The sequence below is a fragment of the Verrucomicrobiia bacterium genome (assembly GCA_019634625.1).
Taxonomy (GTDB): Bacteria; Verrucomicrobiota; Verrucomicrobiia; order Limisphaerales; family CAIMTB01; genus CAIMTB01.
The window spans coordinates 1-17055 of the sequence record JAHCBA010000003.1; the positions used below are offsets into that span (position 1 = coordinate 1).

Here is a 17055-nt window from a genome sequence, read left to right on the forward strand (position 1 = left end):
ATCATTTGCGCAGGTGAGCATGGGCATTGAGGGCGTCATGTAAATAAAAAATGGCAGGGTTATTTTTTGGAACGGATAAAGTTTAAAATGTCAGGCGTATAATTCATGATCGGTCAAGGGATACGACGAGGGGACGACGAGGGGGCCGCCGGGGTTGGGGTTGCTATGGGAATCGAATCGGTACGAAAACCGTGGACGCGCGGAACTTTATTGCACCCGTCGATACCGATTCCGATAGCGAGACCCACCCCGATTCCGTTGCACCTTCCGACAACTCGCAGATGCGCCCCCCCCCAAGCGCGAGCGTTCAGCGGATTTCGAATGTCGCGCTGCCGGAGATGAGTTCATCGAGAACCCAACGGTCCCCGGCGAGGCGGGCGAAGACGGGGCGGGGGCGGTCGGCGTCGAGGAGGACGACTTGGGTGGCGCCTTCCGTGGCGGGAAGTTCGACCCGGGCGGCGATGGTTTGGGGGAGCGTGAGGGTCAGGCGGAAGTTGGGTTGGCGTTCCCAGGCGACCTCGATTGGACCACGCGGGGTGGGGACCTTGCCGGCGGCGTACCGCAGATGGGCGGGATGGGGTCGGATGCGGGCGAGGGTCCATCCGGGCTGCAGGGGTTCGACTCCCAGGACGAAGCGGGGGAGGAGGTTGGCCGGCGCGGCACCCCAGGGATGATTCCAGTCCTGGTTGGGTTTGTATACCTGGTCCCAGGCTTCCCAGGTGATGGTGGTGCCGCTGTCAACCATGTGTTTCCAGCTGCGGTCGCCATCGGCGGTCATGAGAGCCAGGGCATGGTGGGCGGCTCCTTGTTGGAAAAGGCCTTCGAGCAGGTACTGGGCAGCAAAGACCGAACAGGCCACGCCGCGTCGTGCCAGCCAGGCGGTGACCGCGGGGCGGGCCGGTTTGGGGACAAGGTCGAAGGCGAGGGGAAAGAGGTTTGCGTGGAGAGAGGTGTGATCGGTATCCAGGCCGTCCCGGAAGAGCGCGCGATCGGGATCCCAGAGTTGGTTGAGGAAGGCTGCGCGGGCGGATTGTTCGCGGGCGGCGTAGTCGGCGGCTTCGCCGGGCTTTTCGAGGGCGGCGGCGAGATCAGACATCCGGGCCAAGGCGCGCAGGTGAGTGGCGTTGACGACGGTGTTGAGGGCGGTGAAGACGTAGCCGTCGCGTTCGCCGGGGGGCCAGTCCACAAGGTCGAGACGCCGGAGGGCGTTGGGGCCGCTGTCGATCAGGCCATCGGGTCGGGTACGGAAGGCGAGGAGGCGGTCCTTGAGGTTCTCGTACCGGGCGGCGAGCCAGGTGCGATCGCCGGTGTGCATCCAGTCGGCATGGGCGATGAAGATCATGTAGGAGGCCCATTCGGTGGGCCAGGTGGGGTGCTTCATCAGCCAGTCGAAGGTGTCGCGGGCCATCTGGAAATCGGGATCGGTGGCGTAATGACTTAGCTGGTTCACATGGGCATCGGCCTCGTAGGCGATGCGTTCCCGGTCGCCGTCAACGTAGATGCCGGCGAAGGTGGTGGCTTTGATCGAGTACCGGCAGAGGTCCCAGATCCGATTGAGAAGGTCGTCGGAACAGTGGAAGGCGGCGGCCGAGTCGTCCCAGGTGCGGCTGAAGGCGGCTCGCCGGATCACTGCGGTCGGTTGGAGGTCGCCGGGCCAGCCTTCGACTTCGACCCAGCGGAAGGGGAGCACGACGCCCCAGTCGGATGGGGTGAGGACGGCCGGAGGATGACGGGGGCTGTCCACTTCGGTGTTGCGGCGATCGGGCGGCGGGGCGGCGATCCGAGGGCGGCCGGCTTCGAGGGTGACGGCCATGCGGGCGTAACGGACGCTGCCGGGTGGGGTGCGGAGCACGCGGCCATCGGCGAGGGCTTCGCCGAAGTGAAGGGTGACGGCATGGGTCCGGGTGTCGGACGGCGTCAGGAGCAGGTTGCCGTAGGCGACGCGTTCGAAATCGACGAGGTGAAGGTTGGTCGTGAGGCGCGTGATGCGGGCGGGCTCCTGGGGAACCAGGTGAACGCGGGGCTGGGGATCGGGCTGCTGGGCGGCTTCGCCCTGAAGGCGGACGGCGTGACGCGGGGGATCGATCGCCAGATCGGGTAACGGGGAGGTTGGGAACAGGGCAGCATCCTCCTGGGTGTTGGGGGGTTGCTGCGCCGGGAGGGTTCCAGAGGCGAAGGTTCCGGCGAGAAGGCCGATGGCGAGCCAACGCTGGAGTCGGCGGCGGTGGCCGTGGCGGTGGGTTGGAGGCTTCAAGGATGGAAGGGGCGGGTTCCAGGAGCCTGTCCGGCGGGTGAAGTCCCGGACAGGGGTTGGGTTCCTCCCGGGTCAGGCACAGCGTTCCTGGATGGACTGGACGATGCTGGCGATGGCTTCGTCCTTTGGGCGGGCGCCGATGGAACCCTTGCCGTGAAGGCGGACGCTTACCTGGCCGGCGTCGCGGTCGCGTCCGCCGATGACCAGCATGGTATGGACCTTGGCACGTTCGGCGTCCTGGATCTTGCCGTTGATCTTGTTGGTCGATGCGTCGAGTTCGACACGAACGTACCGGGCGCGCAGGGCATCGACCACACTGCGGGCGTAGTCCACAAGGGGTTCATCGTCGCCGATGGTCAGGACGCGGACCTGCTCGGGCGCGAGCCAGAGGGGGAAGTTGCCGGCGTAGTGTTCGATGAGGAACCCGATGAAACGCTCGTGGGTGCCGAGCGGGGCGCGGTGGATGCAGAGCGGGGTTTTGTCGGTGTTGTCGCGGTCGCGGTAGGTGAGACCGAACTGGGCGGGCACGGCGAAATCGACCTGGTTGGTGGCGATGGTGAACTCGCGTCCGATGGCGCTCCAGACCTGGACATCGATCTTGGGTCCGTAGAAGGCGGCTTCGTTGGGGACTTCGACAAACTCGATTCCGGACTCGGTCAGGACCTGGCGGACCATGTCTTCGGTCTGGCGCCAGAGTTCGGGTTGATTGACGAACTTTTGTCCCAGCCTGGCCGGATCGTGGGTCGAGTAACGCATCCGGTACCGGTCGAATCCGAAGATCTTGAAGTACTTGAGGTACATCTCGTTCACGGCTCGGAACTCGTCGGCGAACTGTTCCGGGGTGCAGTAGATATGGGCGTCGTTCATGTTCATGGAACGGACGCGCATGAGTCCGAAGAGTTCGCCGGACTGTTCGTAGCGGTAACAGGTGCCGTACTCGGCGAGGCGGAGCGGGAGATCGCGGTAACTGCGCGGTTCCGCCGCAAAAATGCGGTGGTGATGCGGGCAGTTCATGGCCTTGAGGTAGTAGCGGTCCTTCGGACTTTCGGCGGCGGGTCCAGCGGAGTCCGGTGCGGACGAGGCTGGGTGGTCCCGGGTTTCGGAGAGTTCCATCGGCGGGAACATGGACTCCGCGTAGTAGGGAAGGTGACCCGAGGTGAGATACATTTTCTCGCGGGCGAGATGGGGGGTTTTGACCCGGACGTAGCCGGCCTGGAACTCGGTTTCCTTGGCGAGCTTTTCGAGTTCCTCGACGAGGACAGTGCCCTTGGGGAGCCAGAGGGGGAGGCCGGGTCCGACGAAGTCGGGGTCCATGGCGAAGAGGCCCATCTCCTGACCGAGCTTGCGGTGGTCACGGCGTTTGGCCTCTTCGAGCATGGCGAAGTGGGCCTCCAACTCGGTCTTGTTCTTGAAGGCGGTGCCGTAGATGCGCTGGAGCTGGGGATTGCGTTCGTCGCCCTTGTAGTAGGCGCTGGCGACGTGGGTGAGGCGGAACGCGCCGATGTTGCCGGTGCGCATGACGTGGGGACCGGCGCAGAGGTCGATGAAGTCGCCGTTGCGATAGTAGGAGATGGGTTCGCCGTCGGGGATGCCCTGGACGATGTCGAGTTTGAACCTGCTGGGGGTGGGGCGTGGGGAGAGGGCGGCGAGGCGGCCCTGGCGGGCGTCGTCGAGGGCCTGATCACGGGAGACGACGACCTTCTCGAAGACGTGGTTGGCCTTGATCTCGCGCTTCATTTCCTCCTCGAGGCGGGGGAAGTCCTCGGGGGAGATGCGGTGATCGAGTTCGACATCGTAGTAGAAGCCGTTCTCGACGGGGGGACCGGCGGCGAACTGGGCATCGGGCCAGAGGCGGAGAATGGCGGTGGCGAGGACGTGGGCACAGGAATGGCGGATCCGTTCGAGGTCGGTCATCCGCTGGCGCTCGTCGAGGGATTTGCGGGCGGGGCCGTCGGGGGCGGGGTTGTTGGGATGGGAGTTGGGGGCGTTCATGGATGGCGCTGTAAAAATGCAAACGCCCCGGACTGAGATCAGTGCGAGGCGTGTCGGCGTCCTTCCCGGATAAGCGGGAGGGACGCTAGGAGGTCGTGCCAAGGGCAGCGGGCCGCCGATTCATTGGGTCGATTGAAGCCGGAAACGGGGCGGGGGCGCAACGGGATTTACGGCAACACGGGATTTGCGGCGACCGGCGGACAGCGGTGCATCCCGGAGTTGCGGGTGAGGAGGGAGCCAACCGGAGGGACGAGCTCCGCGAGTCCACAACCCGGCGCTCCACACCCTTGGGGCCTCGTGGAACTCGGCCCTCCGGGGCGACGCTTGGCGGAGTTCGCACTCTCCCCACAGATTCTCCCCGCAGATCCGGGATGCACGGGGCGGACAGGGGGGCAGGCGGAGGTTGGGGGTGCCTCCGCGAGTTGTTGAAGGGGGTGTGAGCTGCGCGAAGCCTGCCGTGGGAGGGTGAGCAACCTTGGGAACGGGTGTGAACAACCGTTGCTTTCAGAGGCGAGGGGCGGGGCGTTCTACTGGCATGGATGTCGAGCGAGCCGCATCCGAACCCCGGGGGACCGAATGTGGGGAGGCCCCTGCCCCCGGCGGTCCTGGCCGCCGAGGCAAGGACTTTGGAGTACCTGAATCGCGGGGAGTGGCGAAAGGCGCGGGACGAGATCAAGCCGTTGGTGCGGCTGGCGCCGGAGAGGTTCCTGCCCTTGCTGGTGCGGACCAACGAGGCGTTGGCGCAGGAGTTCATCGAGGCCGGGCAGCCCGGGGCGGCGCGGCAGGTGCTGGACTACCTGCGTCGGGTGGCGCCGGAGGCGGAGGGAGTGATTCGCGGGCTGGAGTTTGAGTTGAGCTGTCCGGAGGGGACGGGCCCTGAACGAGTGGCCTGGCTGGAGCGGGCACTGGGGGACTCGACCGGAGCGGTGCCGGAGGCGGTGCGGGTGCGGTATGCGGACCGGTTGGTGATGGAACGGCTGGGAGGCACCGGCGAGGGAACGGACGGAACGGAGCTCCCCGGGGAAGGACCGGCGGCGCACGGGATGGCGATTCGACGGGCGTTGCAGGCGCTTGGGGAAGGGGACATGGACGGCGCGCGGGAGTGGGCCCGGCGGGTGCCGCATCGTTCGGCCCTGCGGCACTGGGCGTTGTTTGTGCGGGGGGTGGCGGCGTTCCACGAGGGGGACCGCGGGATGGTGGAACGGTGTCTGCGGGGCCTGCCGGAGGGGAGCGTGCCGGCGCGGGCATCGGAGGCGTACCTTGTCCTGGCGCCGGATGCGGTGGCGCCAGTGAATGTCGGGCAACCGGTTCCGGACCGCCTTGTGGAGGGTTGGAAGCGGATGCTTGGAAAGGACGGCGAGATCGAGACGGTGGTCCGGGCGGATCGGTTGTGGCGGCGGGGGGCGCATGCGGAGTCGTACCGGGCGGTTCGCGACGGGATCGGGTCCTTTCCCACGGTGGCGGACGACTGGGTGGGGGCGTTGAGCCAGTTCTATTTCCACGCCACTCCCAGTCTTGCGGAGGAGGCCGGGGAGAAGTACGTGGCAAGCTTCGAGGAACGCCGGAGGAACGGCGCGAAGAACGATGTCGAGGCGATGCTGATGGTCCGCCTTACGGGGCTGGCAGGCAGCGTCGGCCCGGGATCGAAGACGGCGGATCAGACCATGGATGAGTTCCTGGAATGGCGCCGGAAGGTCCGGGGAGAGAACCGGCACCTGGAATCGCTCGCCTTCTCCACCCTGGGGGCGTCTGCCGCGCAGATGGCGCCACCGGATCCATTCGGGTGGCAGCCGCCGCGTCCCCTCGATGCGCGGCGCGCGGTGGCGCACTTCGAGCGGGCGATCCAACTGGATCCGGCCAACCTTTTGGCGCATCTCCGATTGCAGGAGATGTACCGGCACTTGCGGGAAACCTCGTTGCGGAACCGTCTGCTGGACGCGATGGCCGAGCGCTTTCCGGACTCGAAGCCGGTGTTGGTGCTGGCGGGCGGGAGTTGCCTGGATCGGAAGGTGTATCGGAAGGGGTTGACGTACCTGCTTCGGGCGCGGGATCTGGATCCGCTCGATCCGGAGATGCCGGCGTTGATCCTCGCGGGGTGGGTGGGGTTGGCCCGTCAGCACTTCGAGCGTGGCGAAGCGGACCGGGCGCGGGAGGCGTTGAAGGAGTCGGAGACCTGGGTGGTGGAGGACGCGAGGGATTACCGTCGGGGACGCTGGGCGGTGATGGCGCACTGGGGGGTGATCGAGCGCATGTTCGGGGACGCCGGGACGGGGCAGCAGCGGATTGAGCAGGCCCGGGAACTGGCACCGTTCCGGACTGCGGTGGAACTGTACTGCCACCACGTGCAGATGGAGTGCGCGACGAAGAAGCTGACGTCCACGCCCCATCTCGATGCGTTGCGGGGCGTGCGGGCGGGCTCCGTGTCGATTCAGGAGGTCTGTGAATTGATTCGCATCGCCTTCCACTGGGTTCCCGAGCCGGGACCACTGCGGAAGCATCCCGAGTTGCGGGTCGTGTGCGATTTTGTCAGGCGGATCGCGAATACCAGATTCCATCCGGAGGACGCACGGGAACTGGTGCAACTGTGCCGCCGCGATCCGTTTCGGAATGAGCGGGACCGGTTGCTGGACGTCTGCCTCCGGCTCGACCCGGAGCATCCCTACTTCCGACTGACGCGTCTCGTCGAGGACCGGGCGTTGATGGATTTCGACCCCGACGGCTTCATGAACGACCTGGAGGAGATTCGGGAAGAGGCGGAGCGGCGGGGCGACAAGGAATGCCTGTCGGAGGTGCAGCAAATCATCGGGCGCCTGTCCCGACGCGACGAGGGCGATGGACTGCCCGGCCCGAACCTGGTTGAAAACGAGGACGAGGACGAGAACTCGTGGGACGATTTGCCGGCGGACGTCATGCCTGCGATCGAAGCCATGCCGGAATTCAAATCCATGGTTGCAGGGTTGCTCCTTATGCCGGAACCGGAGTTCAAGCAGATGACGGGACAGTGTCCACCGGGTGTCCCGAGGGACCTCTATGACGCGCTCATGGGAGAGGTGCGTCGGCGGCGGGAGCAGGCGCGCGGGGGTTCAGGCGGAAAACCGCGGCGGGTGCCGAAGATCGACTCATCCCAACCGGAACTTTTCTGAGATGAATCCTTACATGCTGTTGAGGGTGGCTCGCGACGCCGGCGATGCCGACATCCGGCGCGCCTATCTGGGAGCGATCCGGGAGGCCACGCCGGAGACTCACCCGGTCCTGTTCAATGCGTTGCGTGAAGCGTACGAGCGGATCCGGGACGAATCGAGCCGGTGTCGGGATGAGTTGTTCGGCCAGGATCGGCATGGTGACTCGCCGGTCGAGGTGGCCGTCCGGCACTGGCGGCTTGGGCCGCGGCCGGGTCCCATGACATTCGAGTCGATGAAGGAATACCTGACCCTATGTGCGAAGAAGTGAACCGAACGGGCGCCCATCGGGAAGGAGCGGGTGACGAGGCATGGCAGGCGGATGCGGAGGGGGCGGACCGCGATGCGGGTGCGGAGGCAGGGTCGGGAGAGGCGGACGCCATGCCCGCGTGGAAGGAGGCTTTGCGCCGGGATTTCGAAGTCTGGCTGGCCTCGGTCGGGGAGGACTTTGACAGCCCGGAGGAAGACGTTGTGGAAGGCGGGACGGAGGAGGAACCGGACCTGTATTCGTTTTTCGAGCAGTTGGCGGCCCTGAACAACGAAGTGCGCAAGGCGAACCGGCGCTCGGCGGAAGCGGTGAGCCAGTGGGCGGACACGCTTGGGCGATTTGAACAGAGCCTTGGCCCTCTGCGGGAGAGCGTCGCGGACCTGGCGGCGGCCCGGCCGGCGGAGGAGGGGATGCCGGCGGAGCGATGCCTGGCGCTGGTGGAACTGCTCGACCGGATGCGTCGGTTGGAGGCGGCGGCATCCGTGGAGACGCCCCGGTCTTCGTGGTGGCGTTCGCAGGATGCCGCATGGCGCAGGCTGTGGGAGGGGCAGCGGGACGGCCTGTCGATCGTGGTTGGACATCTCGAAACCCTGCTTCAGCGGGATGGTGTCGTTCGGTTTGCCACGGTCGGGGAGGCGTTCGATCCGACCACGATGGTGGCGGTGGCGGTGGAGAGGACGTCGGGACGACCGCCTCGGACAGTGGTTGCAGAATTGGCGTCCGGGTATCGACGACATGGCAGGCTGCTGCGGGCGGCGCAGGTGACGGTGAGCGGAAACGAGTGACGGTTATGAGCGCGGTTATGAGCGAACTGATTGTTGGAATCGATCTGGGGACCACGAACTCCGAGCTGGCGGTGTTGCGCGACGACGGGGTGGAGGTGCTGCCCATCCACGGGAGCCCGATCATGCCGTCGTGTGTCGGACTCGACGCGGAAGACCGGCTGATCGTGGGGCAGGCGGCCCGGAATCAGCTCATCGCGGCGCCCGACCGGACGATTGTGTCGATCAAGCGGCGGATGGGCGAGGATACGAAGGTGCTTCTCGGAACGCGCGAGCACACCCCGGAGGAAATCTCGTCCTTTATCCTGCGTGAACTGAAGCGGGAGGGGGAACGGCAGCTGGGCCAGCCGATCCGCAAGGCGGTCATCACTGTTCCGGCGTTCTTCAACGAGCGACAGCGGAGGGCGACGCAGGTGGCGGGGGATCTGGCGGGCTTGGAGGTGTTGCGGATCGTGCATGAGCCGACGGCGGCGGCACTGGCCTACGGGGCGGGGGTCACGGACGGCGAACGGCTGCTGGTCTATGACCTCGGGGGCGGGACCTTTGATGTCTCGGTGGTGGTGGCGGAGGCCGGCGTGGTCGAGGTGAAGTCGAGCCACGGCGACACGCGGCTGGGCGGGGATGATTTCGATCAGATACTGGTGGATTACGCGACGGGACGCTTCGAGGAGCGGCATGGGGTGGACCTGCGGCAGAACCCTTCGGCGCAGCGCCGCCTGCGCGTCGTGATGGAACGGGCCAAGCGGGTGTTGTCGGACGAGCCGTTCGTCATGATCCGCGAGGAGTACCTCGACGGGACACATCACCTCGAGATGGAGCTGTTGCGAAACGAGTATGAGCGGCTGATCGAGCCGCTGTTGGAGAAGACGCTTGCCTGTCTGCACCGTGCGCTCAACGACGCGAAACTGGGGCCGAAGGACATTCAGAAGGTGATGATGGTGGGGGGCGCCACGCGGACGCCGCTGATCCGGAGACTGCTGGAAAGCCGGTTCGGGCTGGATCCGCGGGTCGAGATCAATCCGGACCTCATTGTGGCGATGGGCGCCGCCATCCAGGCCGGGGTGATTGCGGGGCACCGGCGCCACAGCATTCTCGTGGACATCACGCCGCACACCTACAGCACGGCGGCCCTGTCGGACCGTGGCATTCGGGAGGAGCGCATTTGTGTTCCCATCATTCCCCGGAACACCCCCCTGCCCGCGAGCAAGTCCGAGTTGATGTACACCGTGATGGACGATCAGCCGTCCGTGAATGTCGAAGCCTACCAGGGGGAGGGCGAGTATCCAGGGGACAACACGCTCGTGGGTGAGTTCCGGATCGAGGGCCTGAGCGCGGTGCCGGCCGGCAACCCCATCCTGGTGCACTTCGATCTCGACCTGAACGGGATCCTGAAGGTCACGGCGACGGAGAAGGACACCGGCCTGGCGAGGAGCGTTGCGCTGGACACCCGGGGACAGCACCACGTGGATGTCGAGGAGGCGCGCCGCAACATCGCGGCCCTGGTGGGGACGACGGCCGAATCCGGTGGGGGGATGGACATCCCCGCGGGCGGTCAGAATTCCCAGGGTGCCGCCAGTCGTGAGTTGCTGGCCACGGCCAAGGACTTGCGGAAGCGGAGCGAAGCCTTGTTGGAGAAGGGTGTCGCCGCCGAGGATGCCACGGAGATCCGTGAACTTGTGCATCAGAGCGCCCATGCGATCACGGAGGGGAATTGGGAGGCGCTGCGGACGCACAACGATGCGCTCTCCGATGTGTTGTTCTACCTCGAGGACTAGCTTTCGCATCCATGGTCATCCGGTGTCCGGCATGCAACAAGACGGGCCAGGCGGAGGCGCGGTGCGCCCGCTGCGGCTGTGAGTTGACCGAACTGCGGCGGATTGCGGTGGCGGCTCGCGTGCACTGGCGGATGGGGATGGAAGCCCTTCGCCAGGGAGTGTGGACGGAGGCGTTGGACCGGGCGGGGCGTTCCTGGGCCATGCGACATTCGGCAGACGCGGCACGGTTGGGGTTTCTGGCGGCCGGCGCCGCCGGTGATAGCGTGGCCGCCTGCCAGTGGCATGCGCGTGCAGAGGCGGGGGCGGAGGGCAGCCGGACCGGGGGATGACGGGGAGCGGAGAGGGGGCGTCGAGGCTGGCTGTTCAGCGTTTCTGGATCCGGTGCATCCCGGAGTTGTGGGTGAGGAGGCAGCCGATCGGAGGGACGAGCTCTGCGAGTCCTGGAACCAACGCTCCACACCGTTGCGGCATTGTGGAACCCGGCCCTCCGAGGCGACGCTTCACGAAGTTCGCACCTCACCCCGCAAATCCGGGATGCACGGTTCTGGATCGGCGGCGCGGATTGTCTCTGGCACGGGTCGGGTCAGCGTGACCATACAGACATCTCCAACGAAGCGGAGGCCGGTGTTGGGATTCGTGTCTTTGGAATCGGGCTGTTGACGAAGGTGAAGGCGTTGATGAAGGGAGACGTGGAGCGTCGCACCACGGTACGGCAACGGCTTCGCAACAGCGGCAACGAACTGGTCGATCAGGTCAACCTGCTCGTCGATCATGCGACCGCGAAGCTGAAGGAGAAGGGCAGGCCTCACGAACTCCTCATTGTCCAGGACGACCTCGATCGACTCCCCAGTGAGGTTGCCCGACGGCTCTATTTCGATCACGGAGACATGCTGAAGCAACTGCGTGCCCACCTGATCTTCACCGTGCCAATCGCGATGGTGCTGGCGCCATGGCCTATCGGCACCGTGTTTGAGTGAGCGTGGCCACCTTCGATTTCCCGACGGCACCGGTGGCGTCATCGGTCGAGCTTGTTCCGATGGAGGAGGCGGATTTCGAGGTGTGGCAAGGCCGTTCCCTCGTCCGTCAGCGCGAAGGGGTCGAGATCCTCCGAGAGCAATTGAGGCAACTGGAGCATTCGGTGGGCGACCGGCCTCCCGTTCCGCGGGAACGGGTGCAGAGGGCCTCTTTGCTTGGAGAGTTGGGAAAGGCCCATGCAGCAGTGCTTTGGCGAACGGCCCGACTCTTGCGCGGCCGAGGTGGCCCGGAGTTTGGGGCTGCTTGGGTATTGCCTGGCTGCGTTGGGCCGCACCTCGGAGGCGGTCGCCGCCGTCGAGGAGGCGTTGCGGCTGGTCCTCCCGCACGTTGAACGGGACCCTGAAGCCCATGGCGACCTGGTCGAGGTGCTCACCCGCCACTACATGAAGTGGGCGGCCAGCATCGGGCACGCGGGGGATCAATCCTTGCTTGGCCGGGGAGGCGGGTAGCTCAGGCGAGGCCGCAGGCCTGGCGGGCGCGGTGGAGGACGGGAGCGGCGATGTGGCGGGCGCGTTCGGCGCCTTTGCGAAGAACCTGGTGGACGTGATCGAGATTGGCCTCGAGTTCGCGCCGGCGCTCGCGGGCGATGGCGAAGTGGTTCCAGTAATGTTCGAAGAGGGCCTTCTTGAGGTCGCCGTAGCCGAAGCCACCGGCCCGGAGACGTTCTTCGACGGACTGGGCGACGTCGGGCGGAGCCACGAGTTTGAGGAGCTGGACGGCGTGGTTGCGGTCGGCGTCGGGCTTGGGTTCCTGAGGAGTGCGGCTGTCCATGACGATGGACATCACTTTTTTCCGCAGTGCCTTCTCGTCGCCGAAGATCTCGATGGTGTTGCCGTAGCTCTTGCTCATTTTCTGGCCGTCGGTGCCGGGGACGACGGCGACCTCGGAGCGGATCTCGGGTTCGGGGAGGAGGAAGGTGGCGCCATAGGTCTCGTTGAACTTGATGGCGATGTCGCGGGTGACCTCGACGTGCTGCTTCTGGTCGCGGCCGACGGGCACGATGTTCGAGTCGTAGATGAGGATGTCGGCGGCCATGAGGACGGGGTAGGCGAACAGGCCGTGATTCACCGGAATCCCGCGGGCGGCCTTGTCCTTGTAGCTGTGACAGCGTTCGAGGAGGCCCATGGGGGTGACGGTGCTGAGGAGCCAGGTGAGCTCGCAGTGTTCCGGGACGTCGGATTGGCGGAAGAAGACGGCGCGGTCGGGATCGAGTCCGCAGGCGAGGAAGTCGAGGGCAACGTCGAGGACGTTGCGGCGGCGCTGGGTGGCATCGAAGAGCGAGGTCATCGAGTGGTAATCGGCGATGAAGTAGAACGCCTCGCCCCGGTTCTGGAGTTCGATGGCCGGCCGCATCATTCCGAAGTAATTGCCCACGTGGAGCGCCCCGGACGGCTGGATCCCCGACAGAATTCGCATGGGCGAAGGCTAGCGGGGAGGTGCGTTGAGGGACAACGACGCAGGCACCGCACGGCATGGAACTGTCGCGCCGAGCAGGCAACAAAAAGATGTCTGACTAATATCAGGGCACCGGACGGAAGCGATTCACGGGGTATCGGGCGGGAGCGTGGCGTCAACAATAGCGAGCCTGACCTACTATAATTCCGGGCGCATGCCGTCAACAATGGCTAGCCTGACCTATTATAAATTACTGCTGCTCTGCTGCTTCCAATTCCTTGGCAGGCTCTTACGGTTCGGGGATGCGATGGAACGGTGGTGGAATCCTGGGGTGGATTGTTGCGGGTCTATTGGGCACGGCAGGCATGGCGGGTGCGGCGGACGGGGCGGTGCGGCCGAATGTGATTCTGATCATGGCGGACGATCAGGGGTCGGTGGACCTGGGGTGCTACGGTGCGGTTGATCTGCACACGCCACATCTCGATGCGCTGGCGGCGAGGGGGGTGCGGTTCACGCAGTTCTACTCGGCCGCGCCGGTGTGTTCGCCGTCGCGGGCCGGGACGCTGACCGGGCGGTGGCCGGTGCGGGCGGGGGTGCCGAACAATGCGCCATCACAGAGGGGCGGGGCGGGCGGACTGCCGCCGGAGGAGGTGACGATCGCGGAAATGTTCCGGGCGGCGGGTTACGCGACGGCACACGTGGGCAAGTGGCACCTTGGGTACACGCCCGGGCGGTTGCCGCGGGCGCAGGGGTTCGACCACAGCTTCGGGCACATGGGGGGGTGCATCGACAATTATTCCCACTTCTTCTACTGGAGCGGCCCGAACGTCCATGACCTGTGGCGCAACGAAGAGGAGGTGTTTCATGACGGCGAGTATTTCCCGGACCTGATGGTGCGCGAGGCCGTGGCGTTCATGGAGCGGGAGCGGGAACGTCCGTTCTTCCTCTATTACGCGTTGAACACGCCGCACTATCCGTATCAGGGGGATGCCAGGTGGCTGGAGCGGTTTCGGGATCTGCCTTATCCGCGAAACCTGTACGCGGCGTTCGTCGCCGCGCAGGATGAACGGCTTGGAGCGTTGTTTGCATCCGTGGATGAACTTGGCCTGCGGGAGCGAACGATCGTGGTGTTCCAAAGCGACAACGGATATTCGACCGAGGAACGCGCCCATTTCGGCGGGGGACGGTCGGGTCCGTACCGTGGCGCGAAGTTCAGCCTGTTCGAGGGTGGCATCCGGCTTCCGGCGATCGTGTCGTGGCCGGGTCGATTGCCGGCCGGGGCGGGGCGGGACCAGGTGGCCCATGCCTGCGATCTGCTGCCGACCCTGGCCGAGTTGTGCGGGATCCCGACGCCAGCGGTCCACCTGGACGGGCGCAGCCTGGCCGGCGTCCTGCGGGACGGCGCGGCGCCGAGCCCGCATGCGACGCGGTCCCTGCACTGGCAGGTGGGGATTGGGCCGAATGCGGACTGGGCGGTGCGGGAGGGGGACTGGAAGCTGATCGGAAACGCCCGGGACACGGGTGAAGGGGCGGACGTGCGGGAGCGAATTCCGCTGTTTCTCGTGAACCTGGCGGAGGATCCGGGCGAGACGACCAACCTGGCCGAGCGCCATCCGGAACATGTGGCACGCCTGCACGAGCGGCACGAGCGGCATTTGGAGTGAGACCTGAGACCTGAAGCCTGAAGCCTGAAGCCTGAAGCCTGAAGCCTGAAGCCTGAAGCCTGAAGGGTGAGGGCTGGGGCGGGGCTTGGGGGAGCGTCGGGTTGGGGTGGGAGGCATGGGTTTTCGGTGCGGGGTTGGCGGGATGGGTCCATGCTTGCCGACGACGGTCGGGCACAAGCGGCTTGTTCGGGGGCGCCGGGTGGGATGGAATCGAAGTCAAACGGCGTTGCCAACGTCGGACGCGACCGTGAATTGTCATCTGAAACACACGAACATGAACCGAGACCTTGTCATTTCTCTGCGACGTCGCCTGGGCGGCGGCCTGCTGGCGGCGTGCGTCGCCCTGGGGGCCCTGGCTTTGCCGGCGGCGGGCGAAACCGGATTGGAGCCGCTGCCGCTGCAATTTCCCGAGCCGACCCTGCGCGGCACCCCGGAGGATCTTCCCTCGGGACCGACGATTGAACCGCCTCCGAAGGAAGCGCCGGCGCCGTTCCTGGCGCCCGCGGGGGTGAAGAATGTGGCGTTGGGGAAGCCGGTGACCAGCAGTGTGCGGCCGTTTACGGGGGAATTGTCGCAGTTGGTGGACGGCAAGAAGGAGGCGTTCGATTCGGACGCCATCGAGATGCGGAGCCGGACGCAATGGGTGCAGGTGGATCTCGGGGCGCCGCACAAGTTGTACGCGATCGTGATGTGGCATGATCACCGGTACATCCAGATCACGCGGGACGTGATCCTTCAGGTGGCGGATGACGCCGAGTTCACGGAGAACGTGCGGACGCTGTTCAACAACGACATGGACGATTCCTCTGGGCTGGGGGTGGGAACGGACAAGGAGTACTTCGAGACGCACTACGGCAAGGTGGTGGACGCCAAGGGCGAGGTGGCGCGGTACGTGCGGGGCTATTCGCGGGGCACGAGTCTTACGGCGCTGAACTGCTGGCAGGAGCTGGAGGTGTACGGCATTCCCGTCCCATGAAGGGCTGGGCCAGGCTCTGGCCGATTCTGTTGATCGCCGTCGCGGGAGGAATCTTCCGCGGCGGCGATCTGGCTGTCCGGCCGCTGCACAATGACGAGGCGATCAACGCCTTCAAGCTGGCCGAACTTCATGACCATGGCCGGTACCGATATGACCCGCATGAGTATCATGGTCCGGTCCTGTACTACGCTTCGCTGCCCGTCTTGAAGGGGGTTTCGTGGGTGCGGCCCGGACAACCGGACGAGGTGGGGATGCGGTGGGTGACGGTGCTGTTCGGGGTGGGGTTGATCCTGTTGCTGCCGCTGGTGCGTGACGGCATGGGGACGGGCCCGATGGTGGTGGCGGGGGTGCTGACGGCGGTGTCGCCGGCGATGGTGTATTACAGCCGTTACTACATCCACGAGGTGCCGCTGGTGTTTTTCACGTTTCTGACGCTGGCGGCGGGGTGGCGGTATGTGCGGCGTCCCGGGTGGGGTTGGGCGGCGATGGCGGGGGTGGGGGTGGGGTTGATGTATGCCACCAAGGAGACTTTCGTGTTTGCGGTGGCTGCCGCGGCGGCCGGGGTGTTGGTGATGGCGGCGGCGGGCCGCGGAGCGGCCGGTGCTGGCGAGGCGGAGGGGGATGCGGCGGGAACGCGGGGGTGGGTGGGACGGATCGGACTCCGGTGGCGTCGGGTCATGGGACAGGTCCAACCGCGGCATTGGGGCATGGCGGGCGGTCTCGCGATCGGGGTGGCGGTGGTGTTATTCTCATCGTTTCTGGCGAATCCCGGTGGTCCGTGGGATGCGGTGCGGACCTATTTCATCTGGCTGGAACGGGCGGGCGGGGCGTCGCCGCACATCCATCCGTGGCACTTCTACTGGGAACGGCTGGCCTGGTACCGATGGCCGGGGGAACGGGTGTGGACGGAAGGGGCGATCCTGCTGCTGGCAGGGGTGGGCGTGGTGGGCGTCTGGTGGCGGCGGCCGGGGGGGGGTGGCGGGGTGGACTGGCGGTGGGGACGATTTCTATCGGTGTACACGCTGCTGCTGGCGGGGATGTACAGCGCGATTCCGTACAAGACGCCGTGGTGTTTTCTGGGGTTCCTGCACGGGCTGATCCTGTTGGCGGGCGTGGGAGGTTGGGTGTTGGTGACTGTGGTGCGGCCCGTCTGGTTGCGGGTCCTGCCCGGGCTGGCGTTGGCGGCGGCGGCGGGGCAGTTGGGCTGGCAGGCGTGGCGGGCGAGCTACTGGATGCCGGCGGATTTCCGGAATCCGTATGTGTACGCGCACACGGCCGGGGATGTGGAGAATCTGCTGGAGCGGGTGGCGGAACTGGTGGCGGTGCATCCGGAGGGGGAACGGATGCCGATGCAGGTGATGGCGCCACGGAGCGAGTATTGGCCGCTGCCGTGGTACTGGCGTCGGATGGAGCGGGTGGGGTGGTGGGATGCGGTGCCGGAGAATCCTTATGCGGCGGTGGTGGTGGCGGCGACGGGATTGAATGCGAATCTGGAGGAACGTTCGGAGGGGGCGATGCGGATGGTGGGGATGTTCGAGTTGCGACCGAGGTTCTTCGTCGAGGTGTATGTCGAGCGGGAGCTGTGGGCGCGGTTCCTGGAGGCGCGGGCGGCAGCGAGGCGAAGATAGGGCGGGTCAGGCGGCCGTCAGAGTGTGCGAGCCCGGGCACGCTGACGCGTGGACACCGGGCGGCAGTGCGGAATTGGGCTGTTGGGTACGGCGGCTTCCGCCGGTTG

13 protein-coding genes are annotated in these 17055 nt (G+C 66.1%); 10 read left to right on the plus strand and 3 right to left on the minus strand.

From position 1 onward, the window contains the following. Nucleotides 1–307: 307 nt before the first annotated feature. Both KF833_02145 and thrS read right to left on the minus strand, forming a co-directional pair. Nucleotides 308–2092 carry a family 78 glycoside hydrolase catalytic domain gene (locus KF833_02145; GenBank protein ID MBX3744085.1) on the minus strand — a complete coding sequence of 595 codons (1785 nt, stop codon included), beginning with the start codon at nt 2090–2092 and terminating at the stop codon, nt 308–310. Nucleotides 2093–2326: 234 nt separating this feature from the next. Continuing rightward, nucleotides 2327–4246, minus strand: a complete 1920-nt coding sequence (thrS, locus tag KF833_02150) for a threonine--tRNA ligase (GenBank protein MBX3744086.1) — start codon at nt 4244–4246, stop codon at nt 2327–2329. Between the two features lie 539 nt (nt 4247–4785). Between thrS and KF833_02155 the strand changes: the two genes are divergently transcribed. From KF833_02155 to KF833_02185, 7 genes are all read left to right on the plus strand, one after another. Further along, the gene (locus KF833_02155; GenBank protein MBX3744087.1) at nt 4786–7389 is read left to right on the plus strand and encodes a hypothetical protein; all 2604 of its coding nucleotides are present in this window, start codon (nt 4786–4788) and stop codon (nt 7387–7389) included. Between the two features lies 1 nt (nt 7390). Beyond that, nucleotides 7391–7696 (plus strand): hypothetical protein, encoded by a 306-nt coding sequence (locus KF833_02160; protein MBX3744088.1) that lies wholly within the window; start codon nt 7391–7393, stop codon nt 7694–7696. Next, nucleotides 7681–8478: a nucleotide exchange factor GrpE gene (grpE, locus tag KF833_02165; protein ID MBX3744089.1), complete on the plus strand. Its 798-nt coding sequence runs from the start codon at nt 7681–7683 to the stop codon at nt 8476–8478. The genes KF833_02160 and grpE overlap by 16 nt, the downstream gene beginning before the upstream one ends. Nucleotides 8479–8495: 17 nt before the next feature. Next, nucleotides 8496–10250, plus strand: a complete 1755-nt coding sequence (locus KF833_02170; GenBank protein ID MBX3744090.1) for an Hsp70 family protein — start codon at nt 8496–8498, stop codon at nt 10248–10250. 11 nt (nt 10251–10261) lie between these two features. Then, nucleotides 10262–10579: a hypothetical protein gene (locus KF833_02175; GenBank protein ID MBX3744091.1), complete on the plus strand. Its 318-nt coding sequence runs from the start codon at nt 10262–10264 to the stop codon at nt 10577–10579. 327 nt (nt 10580–10906) lie between these two features. Continuing rightward, nucleotides 10907–11227 (plus strand): hypothetical protein, encoded by a 321-nt coding sequence (locus KF833_02180; GenBank protein MBX3744092.1) that lies wholly within the window; start codon nt 10907–10909, stop codon nt 11225–11227. Between the two features lie 234 nt (nt 11228–11461). Then, on the plus strand, nt 11462–11734 hold the full coding sequence (locus KF833_02185) for a hypothetical protein (GenBank protein MBX3744093.1): 273 nt from the start codon (nt 11462–11464) through the stop codon (nt 11732–11734). A 1-nt stretch (nt 11735) separates the two neighbouring features. Here the strand turns inward: KF833_02185 and trpS are convergent, their stop codons facing one another. Continuing rightward, entirely contained in the window at nt 11736–12701 is a 966-nt protein-coding gene (trpS, locus tag KF833_02190) for a tryptophan--tRNA ligase (protein MBX3744094.1), read from the minus strand. Between the two features lie 281 nt (nt 12702–12982). Between trpS and KF833_02195 the strand changes: the two genes are divergently transcribed. The 3 genes from KF833_02195 (at nt 12983) to KF833_02205 (ending at nt 16948) form a co-directional block, all read left to right on the plus strand. Continuing rightward, nucleotides 12983–14344 (plus strand): sulfatase-like hydrolase/transferase, encoded by a 1362-nt coding sequence (locus KF833_02195; GenBank protein MBX3744095.1) that lies wholly within the window; start codon nt 12983–12985, stop codon nt 14342–14344. A gap of 274 nt (nt 14345–14618) precedes the next feature. After that, a complete protein-coding gene (locus KF833_02200; protein ID MBX3744096.1) occupies nt 14619–15320 on the plus strand; it encodes a hypothetical protein in 702 nt (233 codons plus the stop codon). Continuing rightward, the gene (locus KF833_02205; protein MBX3744097.1) at nt 15317–16948 is read left to right on the plus strand and encodes a TIGR03663 family protein; all 1632 of its coding nucleotides are present in this window, start codon (nt 15317–15319) and stop codon (nt 16946–16948) included. Before KF833_02200 ends, KF833_02205 begins: the two co-directional genes overlap by 4 nt. Nucleotides 16949–17055 lie beyond the last annotated feature (107 nt).